This window comes from Vibrio sp. UCD-FRSSP16_30, from assembly GCF_001676025.1.
Classification (GTDB): domain Bacteria; phylum Pseudomonadota; class Gammaproteobacteria; order Enterobacterales; family Vibrionaceae; genus Vibrio.
This window is the reverse complement of the sequence record NZ_LZFW01000024.1, coordinates 131,728-148,934: the sequence shown is the minus strand read 5'-3', so window position 1 is coordinate 148,934 and position 17,207 is coordinate 131,728. Positions and strand designations below refer to the sequence as shown.

The 17,207-nt window shown below is 41.4% G+C and carries 17 protein-coding genes, 2 tRNA genes and 3 pseudogenes; 13 read left to right on the top strand and 9 right to left on the bottom strand.

Features of this window, described 5'->3' with window-relative positions:
• Positions 1-76: 76 nt before the first annotated feature.
• A complete protein-coding gene (locus A9260_RS11025; RefSeq protein ID WP_068698938.1) occupies positions 77-796 on the bottom strand; it encodes a tRNA-uridine aminocarboxypropyltransferase in 720 nt (239 codons plus the stop codon).
• 77 nt (positions 797-873) lie between these two features.
• Between A9260_RS11025 and A9260_RS11020 the strand changes: the two genes are divergently transcribed.
• The 4 genes from A9260_RS11020 (at position 874) to A9260_RS11005 (ending at position 3,453) form a co-directional block, all read left to right on the top strand.
• Positions 874-1,659: a sterol desaturase family protein gene (locus A9260_RS11020; RefSeq protein ID WP_068698936.1), complete on the top strand. Its 786-nt coding sequence runs from the start codon at positions 874-876 to the stop codon at positions 1,657-1,659.
• A complete protein-coding gene (locus tag A9260_RS11015) occupies positions 1,659-2,168 on the top strand; it encodes a C40 family peptidase (RefSeq protein ID WP_068698935.1) in 510 nt (169 codons plus the stop codon). The genes A9260_RS11020 and A9260_RS11015 overlap by 1 nt, the downstream gene beginning before the upstream one ends.
• Positions 2,169-2,314: 146 nt before the next feature.
• Complete coding sequence (locus A9260_RS11010; protein WP_068698933.1) at positions 2,315-3,187, top strand: fructosamine kinase family protein; 873 nt, start codon at positions 2,315-2,317, stop codon at positions 3,185-3,187.
• Between the two features lie 62 nt (positions 3,188-3,249).
• Entirely contained in the window at positions 3,250-3,453 is a 204-nt protein-coding gene (locus tag A9260_RS11005) for a CPXCG motif-containing cysteine-rich protein (RefSeq protein ID WP_068698931.1), read from the top strand.
• Positions 3,454-3,476: 23 nt separating this feature from the next.
• Here A9260_RS11005 and A9260_RS11000 read toward each other — a convergent pair whose 3' ends face one another.
• Positions 3,477-4,088 carry a riboflavin synthase gene (locus A9260_RS11000; RefSeq protein WP_068698930.1) on the bottom strand — a complete coding sequence of 204 codons (612 nt, stop codon included), beginning with the start codon at positions 4,086-4,088 and terminating at the stop codon, positions 3,477-3,479.
• Positions 4,089-4,231: 143 nt separating this feature from the next.
• Here A9260_RS11000 and A9260_RS10995 point away from each other — a divergent pair, with 143 nt between their 5' ends.
• Positions 4,232-5,638, top strand: a complete 1,407-nt coding sequence (locus tag A9260_RS10995) for an MATE family efflux transporter (protein ID WP_156684045.1) — start codon at positions 4,232-4,234, stop codon at positions 5,636-5,638.
• Positions 5,639-5,677: 39 nt separating this feature from the next.
• Here the strand turns inward: A9260_RS10995 and A9260_RS10990 are convergent, their stop codons facing one another.
• Positions 5,678-6,523 (bottom strand): DNA ligase, encoded by an 846-nt coding sequence (locus tag A9260_RS10990; RefSeq protein WP_068698927.1) that lies wholly within the window; start codon positions 6,521-6,523, stop codon positions 5,678-5,680.
• Positions 6,524-6,811: 288 nt separating this feature from the next.
• Between A9260_RS10990 and hxpB the strand changes: the two genes are divergently transcribed.
• Complete coding sequence (gene hxpB / locus A9260_RS10985) at positions 6,812-7,474, top strand: hexitol phosphatase HxpB (protein WP_269451477.1); 663 nt, start codon at positions 6,812-6,814, stop codon at positions 7,472-7,474.
• Between the two features lie 176 nt (positions 7,475-7,650).
• Here the strand turns inward: hxpB and A9260_RS10980 are convergent, their stop codons facing one another.
• From A9260_RS10980 to A9260_RS10960, 5 genes are all read right to left on the bottom strand, one after another.
• Positions 7,651-8,640 carry a 2-hydroxyacid dehydrogenase gene (locus tag A9260_RS10980; protein ID WP_068698923.1) on the bottom strand — a complete coding sequence of 330 codons (990 nt, stop codon included), beginning with the start codon at positions 8,638-8,640 and terminating at the stop codon, positions 7,651-7,653.
• Between the two features lie 450 nt (positions 8,641-9,090).
• Positions 9,091-10,353 (bottom strand): carbohydrate porin, encoded by a 1,263-nt coding sequence (locus A9260_RS10975; RefSeq protein WP_068698921.1) that lies wholly within the window; start codon positions 10,351-10,353, stop codon positions 9,091-9,093.
• Between the two features lie 50 nt (positions 10,354-10,403).
• Positions 10,404-11,069: a DUF3299 domain-containing protein gene (locus tag A9260_RS10970; protein WP_068698920.1), complete on the bottom strand. Its 666-nt coding sequence runs from the start codon at positions 11,067-11,069 to the stop codon at positions 10,404-10,406.
• An 87-nt stretch (positions 11,070-11,156) separates the two neighbouring features.
• On the bottom strand, positions 11,157-12,530 hold the full coding sequence (locus A9260_RS10965; protein WP_068698919.1) for a metal-dependent hydrolase family protein: 1,374 nt from the start codon (positions 12,528-12,530) through the stop codon (positions 11,157-11,159).
• 111 nt (positions 12,531-12,641) lie between these two features.
• Positions 12,642-13,649, bottom strand: a complete 1,008-nt coding sequence (locus A9260_RS10960; protein ID WP_156684042.1) for a helix-turn-helix transcriptional regulator — start codon at positions 13,647-13,649, stop codon at positions 12,642-12,644.
• Between the two features lie 331 nt (positions 13,650-13,980).
• Between A9260_RS10960 and A9260_RS10955 the strand changes: the two genes are divergently transcribed.
• The 5 genes and pseudogenes from A9260_RS10955 to A9260_RS17270 form a co-directional block, all read left to right on the top strand.
• Positions 13,981-14,057 (top strand) — tRNA-Val (locus tag A9260_RS10955).
• Positions 14,058-14,114: 57 nt separating this feature from the next.
• Positions 14,115-14,191 (top strand) — tRNA-Val (locus tag A9260_RS10950).
• A gap of 188 nt (positions 14,192-14,379) precedes the next feature.
• A pseudogene (locus tag A9260_RS16725) lies at positions 14,380-14,682 on the top strand (IS1634 family transposase); the annotation flags it as partial.
• Positions 14,683-14,821: 139 nt separating this feature from the next.
• A pseudogene (locus tag A9260_RS10935) lies at positions 14,822-15,135 on the top strand (helix-turn-helix domain-containing protein); the annotation flags it as partial.
• Positions 15,136-15,162: 27 nt separating this feature from the next.
• Positions 15,163-15,295: pseudogene (locus A9260_RS17270) on the top strand (IS110 family transposase); the annotation flags it as partial.
• Between the two features lie 19 nt (positions 15,296-15,314).
• Here the strand turns inward: A9260_RS17270 and A9260_RS10930 are convergent.
• The gene (locus A9260_RS10930) at positions 15,315-15,944 is read right to left on the bottom strand and encodes a hypothetical protein (protein WP_068698911.1); all 630 of its coding nucleotides are present in this window, start codon (positions 15,942-15,944) and stop codon (positions 15,315-15,317) included.
• A 558-nt stretch (positions 15,945-16,502) separates the two neighbouring features.
• On the opposite strand from A9260_RS10930, the gene A9260_RS10925 reads away from it, so the two are divergent.
• Positions 16,503-16,721, top strand: a complete 219-nt coding sequence (locus A9260_RS10925) for a hypothetical protein (protein ID WP_156684041.1) — start codon at positions 16,503-16,505, stop codon at positions 16,719-16,721.
• Positions 16,718-17,038, top strand: a complete 321-nt coding sequence (locus A9260_RS10920) for a hypothetical protein (RefSeq protein WP_068698907.1) — start codon at positions 16,718-16,720, stop codon at positions 17,036-17,038. Before A9260_RS10925 ends, A9260_RS10920 begins: the two co-directional genes overlap by 4 nt.
• Positions 17,039-17,207 lie beyond the last annotated feature (169 nt).

Below are 17,207 nucleotides of genomic sequence, written 5' to 3'. Positions count from 1 at the left end.
ATGCACTGTGTGTATTTTAATACAGCAAACTGCGTTCAACTGTGTGAGCTAAGTGTCTAATTTTGAAAGCGAACAATCATTTTGAAAGATAACGAGTCAGCACAGGACGGCTAAAATCTCGTTTCTCACGAGTTTTACTGAGCATGTAGCTCTCTTTAAATACTTCAAACCACCCTTGAAGTTGCGTACTTGCGTCATCAAAATTAAATTCACTAAACACCAATGCGGCCACTTCACAAGTTGCAAGATGCTGCTCATGATCCGATTTTCTCATGACGTATTCCGATATCTTCTCTGGCTGAATAGACATCACCGGAAGATGGTGCAAATAGTCCGATTTTCGATAAATTCGACGAGCTTCACGCCAACTTGCATCAAGAAAAATAAACAGCGGGATCTTATTGGCAGTTAAAAATTCATTGTCTCTTGATATAACTTCATTAGAATCAAACAAATAATCTTCTGGGAACACTAGAATTGGCTGATACTGTTCGTTTTTTAGCAGCGCCAACATCTCCGGCGTAGGTTCTGTCCTGCTCCATTGATAGGCATGAACATCATCACAGATGTCAGCAATAAGACGTCCGGTATTACTGGGCTTTAACACTTCATTCTCAGAATAGATCAGTAATACTGCCAACCCAGACTGCGGTTTAGATTGATAAGGGCAAATGCAGTGCTGCTGCGCAATACGACAATACGAGCAACGATCAACCTTAGATCCGCGAGCACTAAAGGGCTTGGTTGATTGACTCAGTCTATATTCCACTAATTGGTGAACGGCATGTACACGCATTACTTATCCTGCCTCGCAAAAGAAACTAAGAGTAATGAAGCAAGCATTGCTTGTCATCACCTAGGAGAAAATAATTAATGGATATTGCATCATTAAGGATGAGTATTTTTGTCACTGTGCTATTAACATGTGCATTAGCGGAATATTTCAAACCTAGGCGTAAACTGTCACAATCTAAGCCTGTGCGCTGGGCAAATAACTTAGGCCTAACAGGGCTAAACTCACTGCTTATTTATCTAACCATGCCACTGCTTGCGATAGAGGCGGCTATGTGGGCCCACCAGCAACAGATTGGGCTGTTTAATCAACTGGCGATTGCCCCCTTGATTGCCATCATTGCGTGCGTACTGATATTAGACTGCGTGATATACTGGCAACATCGTCTGTTTCATAGCATGCCGCTGCTGTGGCGTTTGCATAAAGTACATCACGCCGATCAAGATATTGATGTGACAACCGGTGCGCGTTTTCATCCCATTGAAATCGGTTTATCAATGGTCATCAAAATAGCCGTTACCGTCAGTTTGGGTATTCCCGTCATCGCTATTATTGTCTTTGAGATCATGTTGAATGCCAGCGCCATGTTTAATCACAGTAATATTCGTCTGCCAAGTAAGATAGATGCGCTTATTCGGCGCATTATTGTTACCCCAGATATGCACCGTGTTCATCATTCAACCATTCGCTCTGAGACTGACTCTAACTATGGTTTTTTTCTGTCTACTTGGGATCATCTATTTAACAGCTATCAAGCTCAACCTAAGTTGGGTCATAAAAGTATGCATATCGGAATCTCACAATTTCGCCGTCCACAAGAGCAACGTATTGATAAAATGCTCACTCAGCCCTTTAGGAATCAGTAATGCCGAATCCCAGCACCCGTTCGCTGCTCACGATTGTTTGCCTATTCTTTTTAACCGCTTGTGCATCAGGTCCAGATTCTGATCCTAGCGCTAAAGTAAACATGCACACCATTACACATCAACTGGATAACCAAGTGTCGTCGAAAAAAAGTGACCAATTATTCCACTTTTATAAAACCTGGCACCACACCCCATTTAGACTCGGCGGAACATCAAGAAATGGCATCGATTGCTCGGCATTTACCCAAACCGCCTTTAGCCAGTTGTTTCATCATCAGATCCCCCGCACCACTGCATTACAAAGCCAAGTGGGAAGAGAGATTGCTTATAAAGACAGACGCTTTGGCGATTTAGTCTTTTTCAAAACCAGCTTTAGAACTCGCCATGTCGGTATCTATATTGACGATAATAGTTTTATGCATGCATCCACATCCAAAGGCGTGATAATTTCAAGAATCGACTCCCCTTATTGGTCAGATGCATTTTGGCAAATCAGGCGCATAGAATAGACGCATAAATATGGATCTATATAGGTGCGTAGAGTAACGCCTTAGTGCTTATATTGATCCAAACGAGGTAATCTCACACTATAACTCACCCCTTTTTAGATTTAGCCTAAACTAACTAGTAGAGGCATAAAGTGAGGGGGCGTTATATGTGGCAGGCAATTACACAGCAACTTTCTGATGTTTTAATGTTCGAGTTTAAGATTGAAGAAAAAATTCGACTCACATCAGGCAGTATTAACGAAAGTTATATGATTAGCGACGGCGAACAGCGCTACTTTGTAAAGCTAAATAACCGCGCTTTCCTAAATAACTTTACCGCAGAAATCGACAACCTCACTCAGTTAAAATCGACCAACACTGTCTCTGTACCGGAGATAGTGCACTTTGGTTCGAGCAAAGACGCTTCGTTTTTAATCCTGAATTACCTTCCTACTCACCCACTATCAAATCATGAAGCCTGTTTTCAATTTGGCACAGATTTGGCTCGGCTACATTCGTGGGGGGATCAGCAAGAGTATGGGTTTGATCAAGACAATTACATAGGCACAACCCTGCAACCTAACCGCTGGCAAAAGAAATGGGCCAACTTCTTCGCCGAGCAGAGAATCGGCTGGCAATTGCAGCTATTAAAAGAAAAAGGCATTAACTTTGGCGATCACGAAGAGATCATTGCCAGTGTTATTTCAGTGTTATCCAATCATCATCCAAAGCCAGCTTTGCTTCACGGCGATTTATGGTACGGCAACTGCGCCGAAGCACCTTTTGGTCCAATTTGTTACGATCCCGCATGTTATTGGGGAGACAGAGAATGTGACATCGCCATGAGCGAGCTTTTTGGCGGTTTTCCTGATGCCTTCTATCAAGGATACAACAGTATTAGGCCTCTACCTGATGGCTATGAGGAGCGCAAACCCCTCTACAATCTTTATCACATATTAAATCACTGCAACTTATTTGCAGGGCACTACATAAACGAGACTCAACAACGGATAGACGAACTACTCAAACAAACGGCGTAGCAACTAATCACCAGTGAACTAATCACAAGTGCAACTAAACACCCGTGTTAGGAGTAATTAAGATGAAAAATTACGCAGAAAGACCCATATCTTGTCCACACTGCGGTGGGCATATTCAGGTTCCAATTGATACCACACAAGGCAACCAAGATTTTTATGATGATTGCCCTGCCTGTTGCCACCCTATCCATCTCAGCGTACAACTTGATGAAGTAAGAGATAAAGTGGACCTAACCATTGACGCTGATGATGAGCAAATATTTTAAAGAACGGCTATTTAGCACGGTATTTAAAGAGCTTTAGTTGCTAACACGCGCTCAACGGTATCAACGATGGCTTGAGTTTGAGGATCAACTTCAAGGTTGACTCGATCTCCAATTTGTCGCTGACCAAACAAGGTTCGAGTTAATGTTTCTGGAATTAAGTTTACGCTAAATTGATTGTCTTTAACTTCAGCAATCGTCAGTGAGCAACCATCTAAGCCGATATAGCCTTTTTTCAATATGTAGCGCATGCTGTTTTCGTCAGCTTCAAACCAAATGCTTTGATTGTTTGCTGTGCGTTCAATTTTAGTGATCACCACCGTGCCAGAGATATGACCGGACATATTGTGCCCACCAATTTCATCACCAAATCGCGCCGCTCGCTCCACATTGACTGCATCCCCAACTTCTAGCTCACCCAAGTTAGTCAGATCTAAGGTCGCTTTCATAAGATCAAATTGAACCTGTAGACCTTCAATCTTTGTCACGGTCAAACAGCAACCATTATGCGCAATCGAGGCCCCTATATTGATGTTGTGGCTCAGTTGCTCTGGCAATTCAAGAACATGAGTTTGAAAATCTTGTTTTGCTGTAATGGATACGATTTTCGCCGTTGCTTGAACAATCCCAGTAAACATAATTATCCCTCGATAGTGTTGATATTGCCGTGAGTATACCATGGAGATCAGTACTTTAAGATATAGCGACGAGTATCACAGAAACAAGCATCACAAAAATATAGCACCACTTGGCATTTGGTATTACTATTCACGCCAAAACCATATATTCACGCAAAAACCATAGTGAGAGCAATGTAGTGCACCGTTACCAAAAAGAAGCTAAGAGTCTAATAAAACTGGCGACCCCCATTCTTATTGCTTCTATAGCCCAAACGGGCATGGGCGTTGTGGATACGATTATGGCAGGTGGCGTGAGTGCTACCGATATGGCAGCCGTTGCCATCGCTTCTAGCATCTGGTTACCGTCAATCTTGTTTGGCATTGGCGTATTGATGGCATTAATCCCTATCGTTGCTCAACTTAACGGCCGAGGCCACCAGCACAAAATAGCCAACGAAATTCAGCAAGGTGCGTATTTAGCGGTTTTAATTGGCTTTCCTATTGCCATTGTCCTACTGCAAACCAGTAATATCCTCACGCTAATGGATGTCGATGCCACCATGGCAGACATTACCACCGGTTACATGTACGCCATGTTACCCGCAGTGCCCGCATTTTTATTTTTTCAAACCTTGCGCAGTTTCACAGACGGTATGTCTTTAACAAAACCGGCCATGTTCATCGGCTTTGCCGGGCTGTTAATCAACATCCCTCTCAACTATATCTTTGTGTATGGCAAGTTAGGCATTCCCGAGTTAGGCGGCATTGGCTGTGGCGTGGCAACTACGATTGTCTATTGGCTAATGTTCGCCATGCTACTCACTTATACCATTACCTCAAAAAGACTGTCTAAAATCGGGCTGTTTGATGCTTGGAATAAACCCAATCTTAAAGCGCAGTATCGCTTATTCAAATTAGGTTTACCGGTGGCCTTAGCCATCTTCTTTGAAGTGACCTTATTTGCAGTTGTTGCCCTGTTAATTTCTCCGCTTGGCCCTATTGTGGTGGCGGCGCATCAAATTGCGATTAACGTTTCGGGGATGGTGTTTATGATCCCAATGAGTATTGGCGGCGCGGTAAGCATTCGTATTGGACATAAATTAGGTGAAGATGACGTTGAAGGCGCGAGAATTGCCACTCATGTTGCCATTTTAGTTGGCCTAGCATTGGCCGCTATCACCGCAGTTCTGACGGTATTATTTAGAGAGAATATTGCCGATCTTTATACCGACAATAGAGCCGTGACCTCGATTTCCATACAGCTATTGTTACTGGCGGCAATTTATCAATTTAGTGACACGGTACAAGTAGTTGCAGCAGGCGCACTGCGTGGTTACAAAGACATGAAATCCATCTTCATTCGTACCTTTTTTGCCTATTGGGTGGTCGGCCTACCGTTAGGTTATGTGCTTGGCTCAACCAACCTAGTCGGTGAACCAATGGGCGCGCACGGCTATTGGTATGGTTTCATTGTCGGTCTTAGCACCGCCGCGGTTCTTCTGGCCCTTCGCATTAAATGGATGCACCGTCAGCCTAAAGAAGTGCAATTAAATTTTGCCGCTCAATAGGCCAACATAGGCATCACGTATAGCGTTCAAAAATAGACATCAAAAATCTGCCCGCACTCTAACAAAGCGGGCAAATTTTGGAATTCCGTTGTCGGTTGTATCGTTATAGCGATAAGTGATATTAGTGCCTATTTTAGGTGGGTTTCTCCTGAGCTCATCACTTAATCCGCTGCCGATGGAAAAACGAAAACCATTGGCAGATTCCACTAACAAAGCCCCTACCAATGCCTGATACTTACCTTTGCCTTGTGTATAACCAATAACTCGTGCTTCTGCATCTTGGTGAGTTTTGATCTTATACAAAGAGTCACTACGTCCTGCAATATAAACCGCGCTGGCATTTCGCACCATTAAACCCTCACCTCCTAGCTTCACCACCTTATGCAGTTGCCTGTTTAATTTTACATAAGAAGCAAACGGAGTTTGTTGTATCACGCTAACTTGCTTAAAAGCACTTCCCTGATTTAGCTTCCATTGTTGTAGATCGTCATGACGCATGTGATATGGCGACAAGAGATCAATGCGATCAAACATAATAAAAGCAACCTTAGACCAAGCCTCTTGATTAGCTTTAGCGTCTAACACCGTTTGCTGAACATAGCCAAATTGCCCTCGTCCAGCCCATAACTCGCCCTCAACTGAAAATGACGGAAGCTGATCAATAAATGATTGTGGCGCATGAATGACTGAACCATTTCGAGTTTTAAGCGCTTTGCCATCCCAAATAGCTCGAATACCATCAAGTTTTTCACTCACCCAATAAGTGGCGGTTAATGGTTGCCCTTGATAGGTCTTCGCCAACATGACCTCTTGAGCGTGCAGCGAATCATAAGGCATGAATAGCGCTGTCATCACCGTTAACGATAGAGAATGTCTCTTTGACATGTTGCCCCCTTCTAGTGTTTCCTTATCTCTCACATTATGAGCAGGCAGAAACAATATGAGATTAGAAGTCAGCAAGTTTTAGATGCACCTCGCAGTTATTATCTGAAATCGGCAGTCATGATATTGATTAGAATCTTCATGGTTTTTGTGAGTTTGAGTGCAAAACGCCTTTAATTTCCCCCTATCTGCCTTAACCTATTGCTATCCACAATTAAGGGTTATGATATTGCTTCGTGCATACGGCTTTGATCGATAACCAATAGAGATAACCAAAAGAGAATACTGACATTGAAAGCGATAATTTTTGACATGGATGGCCTGATGGTCAATTCAGAGCCTTACTGGCGCCAAGCTCAGCTCGATGTGCTGCCTAAATACGGCGTAACCATTACTCTTGAAGATTGCATTGCCACCACAGGCGTAAGAATCGACAATATTGTTGAGATTTATTATAAAAAGTTCCCTTGGCAAGGACCAACTCAAGATGAAGTTTGTCTTGAGATTTGCAACCGTGTCATTGCATTAATTAAGCAACATAAGCCTGAAATGCCCGGCCTAAAGTCATTGCTCAAACAGCTTAAAACACGGAATGTGAAACTGGCGGTTGCTTCTTCATCGCCAATGAATTTGATTGTCGCAACCATACAAGCACTTGAACTTGAACAGACTTTCGATGAAGTGTTGTCAGCGCAAGATCTTGCTTATGGTAAGCCTCACCCTGAAGTGTATCTCAACACCGCTAACGCATTAGGCGTCTGCCCAACAGAATGTTTAGCATTTGAAGATTCATTAACCGGATTGCTGGCGGCTAAAGCGGCCAGAATGAAGACGATTGTGGTACCAGAGAAAGGACTGATTGAACTTCCACAGTGGTCTATCGCAGATAAAGCATTCAGCTCCCTTGAGGAAGTCACTGTACCGATAATTGAAAGTATCTTACTGCAAGAATAGATGACTCGCGCTTACCTAAATTGAGATTAACGCATTGTTTTATCTAGTAAACTTAAGAAATAGCGCGCAATAAAAAAGGCTTTAACAAATGTTAAAGCCTTTAAGTATTCATTTATAAATTACAGTGCAACATCAAGTGACAGCGTCACTATTAACTGCTGCTCATACCGCTAATTTTATAAAAAGTTTCCATCAATGTTATTTGCTTGGAAGTTATTTACATTCAACAAAGTCGTTGCAGCAATACTTCTTAAAGCGTCACGAGTCAGGAATGCTTGGTGACCAGTGAACAATACATTGTGGCAAGAAGATAAACGACGGAATACATCATCAACAATAACGTCGTTAGATTTATCATGGAAAAAGAGCTCTTTTTCACTTTCATAAACATCTAAGCCAAGTGCGCCAATACGGCCCATTTTCAGAGCTTCAATGGCAGCAAGAGAATCAACTAACTCACCACGACTGGTGTTGATGATCATTACGCCATCTTTCATTTTAGCAAATGCTTGCGCATCTAATAAATGATAGTTTTCTGGAGTCATTGGGCAATGTAAAGAGATCACATCAGCTTGCTTAATCAGCGTATCTAAATCGCAATATGACGCACCTAGCTCTTCAACAGCTGGGTTTGGGTACGGGTCATAACAAAGCACATTCATGCCAAGTCCTTTAAGGATTCGGATAGTCGCTAGACCAATTTTACCTGTACCAATAATGCCGGCAGTACGACCAAAGAAGTTAAAACCAACCAGACCTTCAAGAGAAAAGTTAGCATCACGAGTACGTTGGTATGCTTTATGGAAACGACGGTTTAATGTCATCATCAGACCAACAGCATGTTCTGCAATCGCTTCTGGAGAATAACCTGGTACGCGAGCAACTTGAATGCCGAGCTCTTTCGCCGCATCAACATCAACGTTGTTAAAGCCAGCACAACGCATAGCAATCATTTTTACGCCGCGAGCCGCTAATTGCTCAAGTACAGGCTTAGATAAGTCATCATTGACAAAGGCACAAACCACTTCACAGCCTTTAGCCATTTTTGCGGTCTTTTCGGTAAGTAAGAAATCATAGAACTGATACTGCACATCATGGTCTGACTTACCTTGTTCGAAGGCTTGTTGGTCATATGACTTAGTGCTAAAAAAGGCAATATTTATCATTTCGATCCCTTATAAATTTATACAATGTTTGAATAGGATTATTAGACTCAGAGGTAAGGAAAGCCTTGCTTTAATACGTTCAATATCATCATTGAGCGTGATGGCTTGAAGCTCGATAGTGAGGAAAACAGATGACAAAGAATGATATTGAGCAACATTTGACCTAAGTCTAATGATTGGCAAAGTTAAAGGTGTCGATACGCATCATGTGTGAGTGCTATGCCAATTGATTTGCGCGATATAAGTCTTTGCAACTCCTCTTACCAATACCTGATCTAATATGCCCCTATATAATATCCAAACGCTCTTGCTATCAATAGTCATTCTCATTAAATGAGTTTGCAAAAATGGCGTAAAATTTTGCTAGTCAACACAATAAATAGTGAATTGCATCACAAAAGCAAGCCAAACCAGTGTGAATAACTAATACAATTAGCTTAAAAACTCAGGTTAGAAGAACACTCTGCCCCGCACACCAAACACTAATGCCGTATCTTGCGTTGACAACGCAGGATTATTGATAAACTGCACATCTGGCGTTATTTGAATGTGATCGCCTAACTGCATATTGTAATAAAGCTCTGCGCTAAATTGGTCTTCATTGCCAAAGATGTCGTTGGTTTCAGACCAGTTCACAGCAAAACCGAGATTGTTTTTAGCCGAACCCAGTCCAAAGTAACCAAAGCCTGCAGAGATGGATTTATCATAAAGCGCCACATCCCCTTGCGAAAAACCGCCGCGAACAAAAGGCATAAGTTGCGGTGTCACAAATGTACTGTAGGAAAAGTTAACTCCGCGCCCCGATTCTCCCCCAATCACTGTGCCATCATCTAACACAGTGGACGATAAACTGTGTCGAGAGCCTTGGTCCATATGCCAAAACGTAACGTGGAAGTTCTCGGTATAAATATCACTTTGGGACGCCGTCCAGCCAAGCTCTAGGGTGGTAAACAAGCTGTGGTCATTAAATAATGTATCAAAGCCATTAAAAATATCGTCTGACTGCCCTTTTGCATCCGCAACGCCTGCCACGACATAATAATTATCGGTGATCATATGCCCTGCAGATAACGCCAATATGCCATCATCAGGTAAACCCATAGCACCTGCGCCAGTGCTAAACGCAAGGTTGGTAAAACCCGTCCAAGGGCTGGCTAACGCATAAGTATCAACGTAATTGGTCACATCTTGCCAACCAATAACAATGGTACTTCTGCCATCATTTAACTTCTGTTTCCAGTTAAGGTCGGTGACGCGAAAGCCCTGATCGCTAAATGCAGGGGCAATCATGCCCAAATAACCAATATTATCGGCGTTGGGATTAAAAGTTGTACCTGAGAAATCTTTTGGTGAGGTGTCACTGTAAGCATGCCGATGCTCGAACTTCCAAACCAAGCTACCAGTATTGGCACTATTTTTACCCACTAAGTTCCATTGACCATAGACGCGTGCAACGCCAGATGCCGATGCAGCGTCACCACCGTCTGTGGCATCACCGCTGTATAGACCAAGGGAGAAATAGTCTGCGCCAAAAGTAAATCCGTTGTCAGCAAGATCCTCGCGCCAATGTTTTTGGTTTTGTTTCTGGGTGGCGATAGTGTTTTCTACCGAATCTGGGCCTTCAAAGCTCACACCGTTTGCGTAACTGTTGGCTGACATTAATGCGGCAGCAACGAATGCATTCGTTTTGCATAAACGAGAAATTGGAGTCATAAATCACCACAATGGTCTGTTAATCTGTCGTTTGTCATCATTTATACCCATTAATTTGGCTGGTACTGCTCTACATTGCCGGCCGACATTTGATATACCGCTTCCACATTGCTCGCGCCATCGCTGTAATTTACATCTGCCGACACCTTTTGATTAAACAAGTCACCCTCAACCCATACCGGCGTTTGTAAACTCACTAGCTCAATACCATCGGGATAATCCACTAATACAATCTGGTTTGGTGGCGGTGGCGGCGTATGAATACATGCCCCAGCCGTCGGTACTAAGAAGAACTTCGTCACTTTATTCCCATCCATCTCAATAGGAGTAATGAAACCTGGGATGCGGTGAGCTTTATTCAGTATTTTTTGATTAGGCAAAGTAGCCAATTTTCGGCGCTGCTCGGTAATCAAATCACGCTGCAAAAAGAGATCCTGAACATCAATGCCAGCATCCACCAAACTCGCTTCTATACTTTTCATTTCCGCCAATGATTCCGCAGAAGCTTTAAAGCCCTTAATTTTTTGTGCATCACGAAAACGAGCAATGGTCGCCAAATCATAAAGCTGATTGTTATCTAGGTGCGCAAATGGGTCTTGAACCGTTTCTAGCTGAGGAACAAGATCTTGCCAATACGTTGGCTTGCGATCTTCGGCGCTAACATTAACCGATAGCAATAATGTGCATCCAAGCAGAATTCGTTTCAAAACCTTCATTTACAACCCTCTTTAAAAAGAAGAGGCAAGAGACTTCCCCTGCCTACCTTAATTACTTCAACAATCACTTCAACTGACCAATAAAGACTACAATTTGTTGCGGTAAATCTTTCCGTCTTTCATGACCAATTTAATCGTTTCAATCTCTTTATATTCAGGATCAGCATCAAACCATTTTTCGGTTGCACCAATAACTGACATATCTTCTAAAGGGTTGCCTTCTACCAAAATGACATCTGCCACTGCGCCTTTTTCAATCACGCCAAGCTTGCCTTGTGTGGTGCCACGAGGGCCTGACATTGCCAACATTTCACCCGCGATTGACGTCATTTGTTTTAATACTTCAAAGTTGCTCCCAAAAGCTTGGGTACGCCAATAAATCTCATAACGTCTTGCACGCTCTGCATCGGCATCTGCACCCACGTAATCTGAAGCAAAGACCACCTTAACGTTATTTTTAATTAGACGCTGACCATAATCGCCGTACTCTTCTTGCAGCTTGGCCACCATTGGCAGTTTAGCCGCTGGCATTAATGGATTTTTCGCCAGATCTGGAGACAGCCCCCACATCTGCGGTACCACGTAGCCCCCTTCTTTTGCGATGCGTTTCATTGTGTCATCGTTAATAAAGAAGCCATGTTCAAACGTTTTCACACCACAATCTAATAAACGGTTAACCGAGCGATCGTTAAACGTGTGAGCGGCAACGTAGGTGTTCCAATCTTTTGCAGCCTCCACAATGGCGCACGTTTCCTCGACTGAATACTGAACCGTATCAATTGGGTCAAAACGTGATGAACCGCCGCCACCGGCCATTATTTTAATTTGAGTTGCCCCATTACGCAGATTGACGCGAGTTGCGGTCATCACCTCAGGTACGCCATCGGCAACCGCGCCAATTCCCATACGCTCAAAGTTTGAAAGATCGCCCGCTGTTTTAGGGGAAAAGCCAGCATCATTGCGATCACGAAAATCACCATGACCCGAAGTTTGTGAAATAAACGCCCCCGATGGATAGATTCGAGGACCTTCAACATTACCCGCTTCAATTTCACGAGTAAGACCAAATGCAGGCCCACCCATATCACGGACTGTTGTAAAGCCATCGTTAAGATAACGTTCAACCACTTGCACCGAGTGAATCGAAATATCAGTAAGATCTTTATTTGTCTCAATATCACTAAAGTTGTAATTGATCATGATATGCGCATGACCATCGATTAAACCCGGCATCAGTGTTTTACCTTGCCCATCAATAACCGTGACATCCGTTGCCGTAATTTCAGTTGATGAAATTTGCGCGATTTTATTATCAACGACTAAAACATGATGATCTTCATACAACTTATCTTCTGTTCCGTTGAACACATCAACATTCTTAAAAAGGGTGGTCTCAGCTTGAGCTGCGAAAGCGAGTGAGCAAGAAATTGCGATGGTCGATAGGGTTAGAGTTTTTTTCATCTTAGTTTCCTTTAGGAGTTCACATTCAATAACTTAGGAGTGATATTAAAGAAATTCCACAAAACTAATTGCCATTTGGTGACACTGATAAAGAAACTAACACTAATATAATTATTTCATTCGATATTGACGCGGTGTCATACCCATGCGGCGCTTAAACGCCCGAGTAAAATGAGCCCCATCGGAATAGCCAAAGCGTGTGGCGATGGTGGTAATTGAAATAGCATCATCCTTGAGCGCAGCTAAAATCAATTCAAATGTCATCTCTTCAATTAGCTCTTTATAGATCAATTTATGATCGGCTAGACGCCGTTGCAGAGTGCGCACATTCATGCGCAGGATCTCCGCCGCCAGCGTGATAGGAAGCTTGCCCATAGACAGATAAGGAGAGATGGCCATTTTAAAAGTGGATAGAAAGGAGGGTTCTAGATAAAGCGAGTTCTTTGCAAGCAAGCTATTTGATAGCCCGAACGACGACTTACCTCTGCTATTGACCGTAATAGCTTGCTGCATCACCTCATCAGAGATTTTAACTCCCGTCACCGCTCGCTGGTGGATGAACATGATATTGTCCATTGTCGGTAACGCCTTGTAAGCATCACTACTACTGCTCACCAGCGCAATTTGCTCAGGCTTCCAAGTCAGCTGGGTAATAGAACGAATAAACTCAATTAAAAACAACACCGAGAACATTTCGCCATATTCATACCAAAGCTCATGCTGGCCTTGCTTCTCCCGCACTAACCACCAACAACCGGCAATAAAGGACGGATAGACATTCGCCCCAGGTGATGCCAACGCCATCAGTTTAGTTAATTCATGGCTAGCATCCAACACCGTATCCGATTCAGCTAGCTCCTTAATAAAAGCCGGCATATAACGCTCACGAATACTCTGCCAAAAAATCAGCGCTAACTGTTGTTTAGAATAATGCTCGGCAAGCACCTCAAGTGCATTTTTTAAAGCGCTTTCCGGAAGATATTCATAACTATCAGCACCATGAATATCATTAGGTATGGTCGCCTGTCGTAAAATTGCGTAAGCGTCTTCATCAATTTGCATCAACAAATCAACAAAAAACCTCACATCATCAACTTTCACCAAATTGATAGACTGCATCGTCAAAGGACTCCCTCCCTATCAATAACCTCTCGTCCTAAGCATACAATGGCAAATTAAGGACACAATTCAACTCATTCATGTACCCTGCTAGTAATCTTGTGATGCACAACGTTTAAATTTTAACTGCACCACTTTATCACTATGCCAAATATGCCTATTTTTTTAATGCCAATTTACAGATAACATTGATGCCGACCCCATAAATCGATGTCAAAACAATCAAAAAACACCCATCTCGATTACAAAAACGGCAAACAGTTCACAAAGGGAAGATTTATACTTGAACCCTAGCCCGCTTATCGATAACATCAGTCTCGTTCAAGAAGATGGGTCCGTAGCTCAGTTGGTTAGAGTACTACCTTGACATGGTAGGGGTCGGCGATTCGAATTCGCCCGGACCCACCATCCTCTTCTACTTATTTGAAGTAACCTCTCAAAATTAAGTAGAGCGAACAAAAATTTGGGTCCGTAGCTCAGTTGGTTAGAGTATCGCCTTGACATGGCGGGGGTCGGCGATTCGAATTCGCCCGGACCCACCAAATTTATAAAAACGCCAAGCATTTTGCTTGGCGTTTTTGTTTCTGGGCTACTTAAGTTCTCAACATAACTCGATCATCTGCTACTCTATCGTTTAGACACTTGTATGAACATTCATTTAATTGGATCTGTACAAAAATACACTCTTCAAATAATGAAGAGCGATTTGCCACTTGAGCATTACAAATAACAACAAAAAGTAGAGCGTGGTTTTCGCTTCTTGAAAAGCCCAGAGTTCCTAACGTCATCGATTTTCTTGAAGAAGCCTCAACGAATAGAAGCATTACTTATGGTGATGACTCTGAGTCTTCTCATTTACGCAAGTTTAGAGCATAAAATCATAGAGCAACTCTCACAAACTGAAGAGTTTTTCCCGAGTATGGTCACAAACAAGACGACATCCAAGCCGACGGCACGTTGGGTATTTCTAAAATTTGAAGGTATAGACACTCTCGAATGTGGTGGTCAGAGTTTCATCACAAGCATTCAATAGCATCAAAGTCGGCTACTCAAGCTCCTTGGCAGGCTATATGAAGCGGTTTATCCATAAATTGGCTGCGGAATCTCGGTTATATACTCGTGATCATTGAAGATACTTGATTTTTAGCAAAATCAAGATCATGCTACACATTATGAAAATCACATTGACTCCTAAACAGAGGCTGCAACCCGAACAGATGCACGACTCTAATCGTGATGGTCGAGTACAAGACTGTATAAAAGCGGTATTACTTGCTTCTGAAGGTTGGAGTCAGACTTTGATTTCTCAAGCTCTTCGTATCCATGAGTCCACTGTAGCACGCCATCTCAGCGACTATGTGCTTTCAGAAAAGCTGAAGCCTGAAAATGGGGGCAGCCAAAGCAAACTTTCTACTCTACTACCCAGACGAAGTAACTTATCGAGCATTTAACTGAGAAAACCTATTCTCATGCTCATCAAGTTCTTAAACCTGCATCTTCAAGTTAATTTGGTATAGACATAGGTAAGCCTAAAAAATTGGAATCATTGCGCGCGTCACAAAGCTAGTGGTGATCTTAAATTCTATGCTGAAAGATCATTCTATGTGTGATGAAAACAAGGACACAAAATGTTATTAACGCCATAGTCGTTTGTTATGCAAGGGTTTATTGAACAGTGAAACCATTCAAGATATTATCAATTTCCGTGTTATATTTACTTACTAAACTTGCACCGGTGTACACTACAAACTGAGTAGAACCAGAAACATCAGAAAAATAGTAACCCATATATTTAAATTTTATGCCTTTCATGGTGCCGGTCATTTCCATGTATATTAGTTTTTTGCCATTTACAATTCTATATTCTTTTTTAACCACCTTAGCATCAGGGGCTGCTTCTTTAGCATTTTCGAAAGCAATTTCAGCCAATTTTTCAGAATCAATTTCAATACGTTCTGTTATTGCCATTCCATATAAGTCTCCAGCTTTAAGATTAAAACTGTATTCGATAGATGTGTCATCACTTTTACTTCTAACAAACGCCCACTCTTTAGTATCAATTGCAAAAGCGGAGTTATTCGTTTTACTTTTCAATATAAAGTTTGAGCTAATTGGCTTTTTGAAAATAGTAGGGTTAGTCTTTATTTCGATCTCACCATAGGCATTATTATCTTCATAAAGCCAAGTCCCATCACCATTTAGGAGAACAATATCACCTTCTTCTGTTACTGCTTTTTGAGCGGCATTAACGTTAAAAGCAGAAAAACACAACAATAGCGTAACAAATAATTTCATGATGTACCTTTTGATATAATACTTATTGAATGGAAAGAACCCTTAATTTGATGAGTAAGTTATCCACCTAATTGATTGTAGAAAAAACTACAACAATAAATTATTGAGTTTATTAAAATCTAGTTATAATTTCAATAAACATCAAATAAATCTATGTTATGCATTTTTTATACCAAAATACGAACATGGATTAGAATTAGGAATTATCTAGCTAGACATTGATTAATAAATACATATCAGGTTATTTAGTAGAGTGGAATCTAATTTTTTGATTTTAAGTGTTTGATATGAGATCATCAAATATTATCATAGTTGATCTAGAAACCTAGGCTGAACACTTATTAAACAATCATGTGCATAATCTCCGAAAGATGAGGTGAAATCATCTTTGACGGATTCAAAGTGGCATTCATGCCACAAATACTTGTTCCTATAATGCACATGATTTTGTTTGAATAACGTTCGTGATCTCATCTTGACTAGAATATTATTCATATATCATATTGTACACTTCGATAATGTTAGGGTGATTATATTCTCTGTAAGAGGTATATGGATGTGAAAAAGTTAAATTTTAAGATGATACTCGTTGTGTTACTTGCATATTTATTAGGTGCTTACAATGGAGTAATAATACCTACAATTCAAGGTGCCTTGGTGTTAGGCCTCGGGCTAGCGCTTGACTCAGAATCACCAGAAGCTAGATATGCAGAATACTATTCAAATGAAAAGTTTAAAATTGCAAAACTAAGATTAAATAATGAGTGTAAATCATGAATAAACTCAAAGCAATACTAACTTTAATTATAATGTTAACGTCAACTAATACATATTCAAAAACTTTAACAAAAGAAGAGTGGTGTAATAGAACAGTTAGAACATTTGCAGAGATGGTAATAAAGTACCGTATAAATGGTATGGATAAGTCTGAGATGATTAATATGGTAGATAACATTGAAGGAAATCAAGAGGGTAAATCTACACTGAAAATGTTAGTTAATGAAGCTTATAATTATAATATATCCAATTCGGATATTGCAGTTGTTAATTTTGGTAATTCTAAGTTTGATGAGTGTGTAGATATTTTAAAATAATAATGATGGTTAATTAGCTCGATTCAAGCTTTGAATTCTTTCATTAAAGAGTTCACATAGACTGGACCTTAAGCATTGAGATTTTCATAAACTCCATCTAAGGTCTTGTCTTTCTAAGATTTTTGTTGCTGAGATTTAGTCGCATTCTTCATTATATATCGAAGCGCCC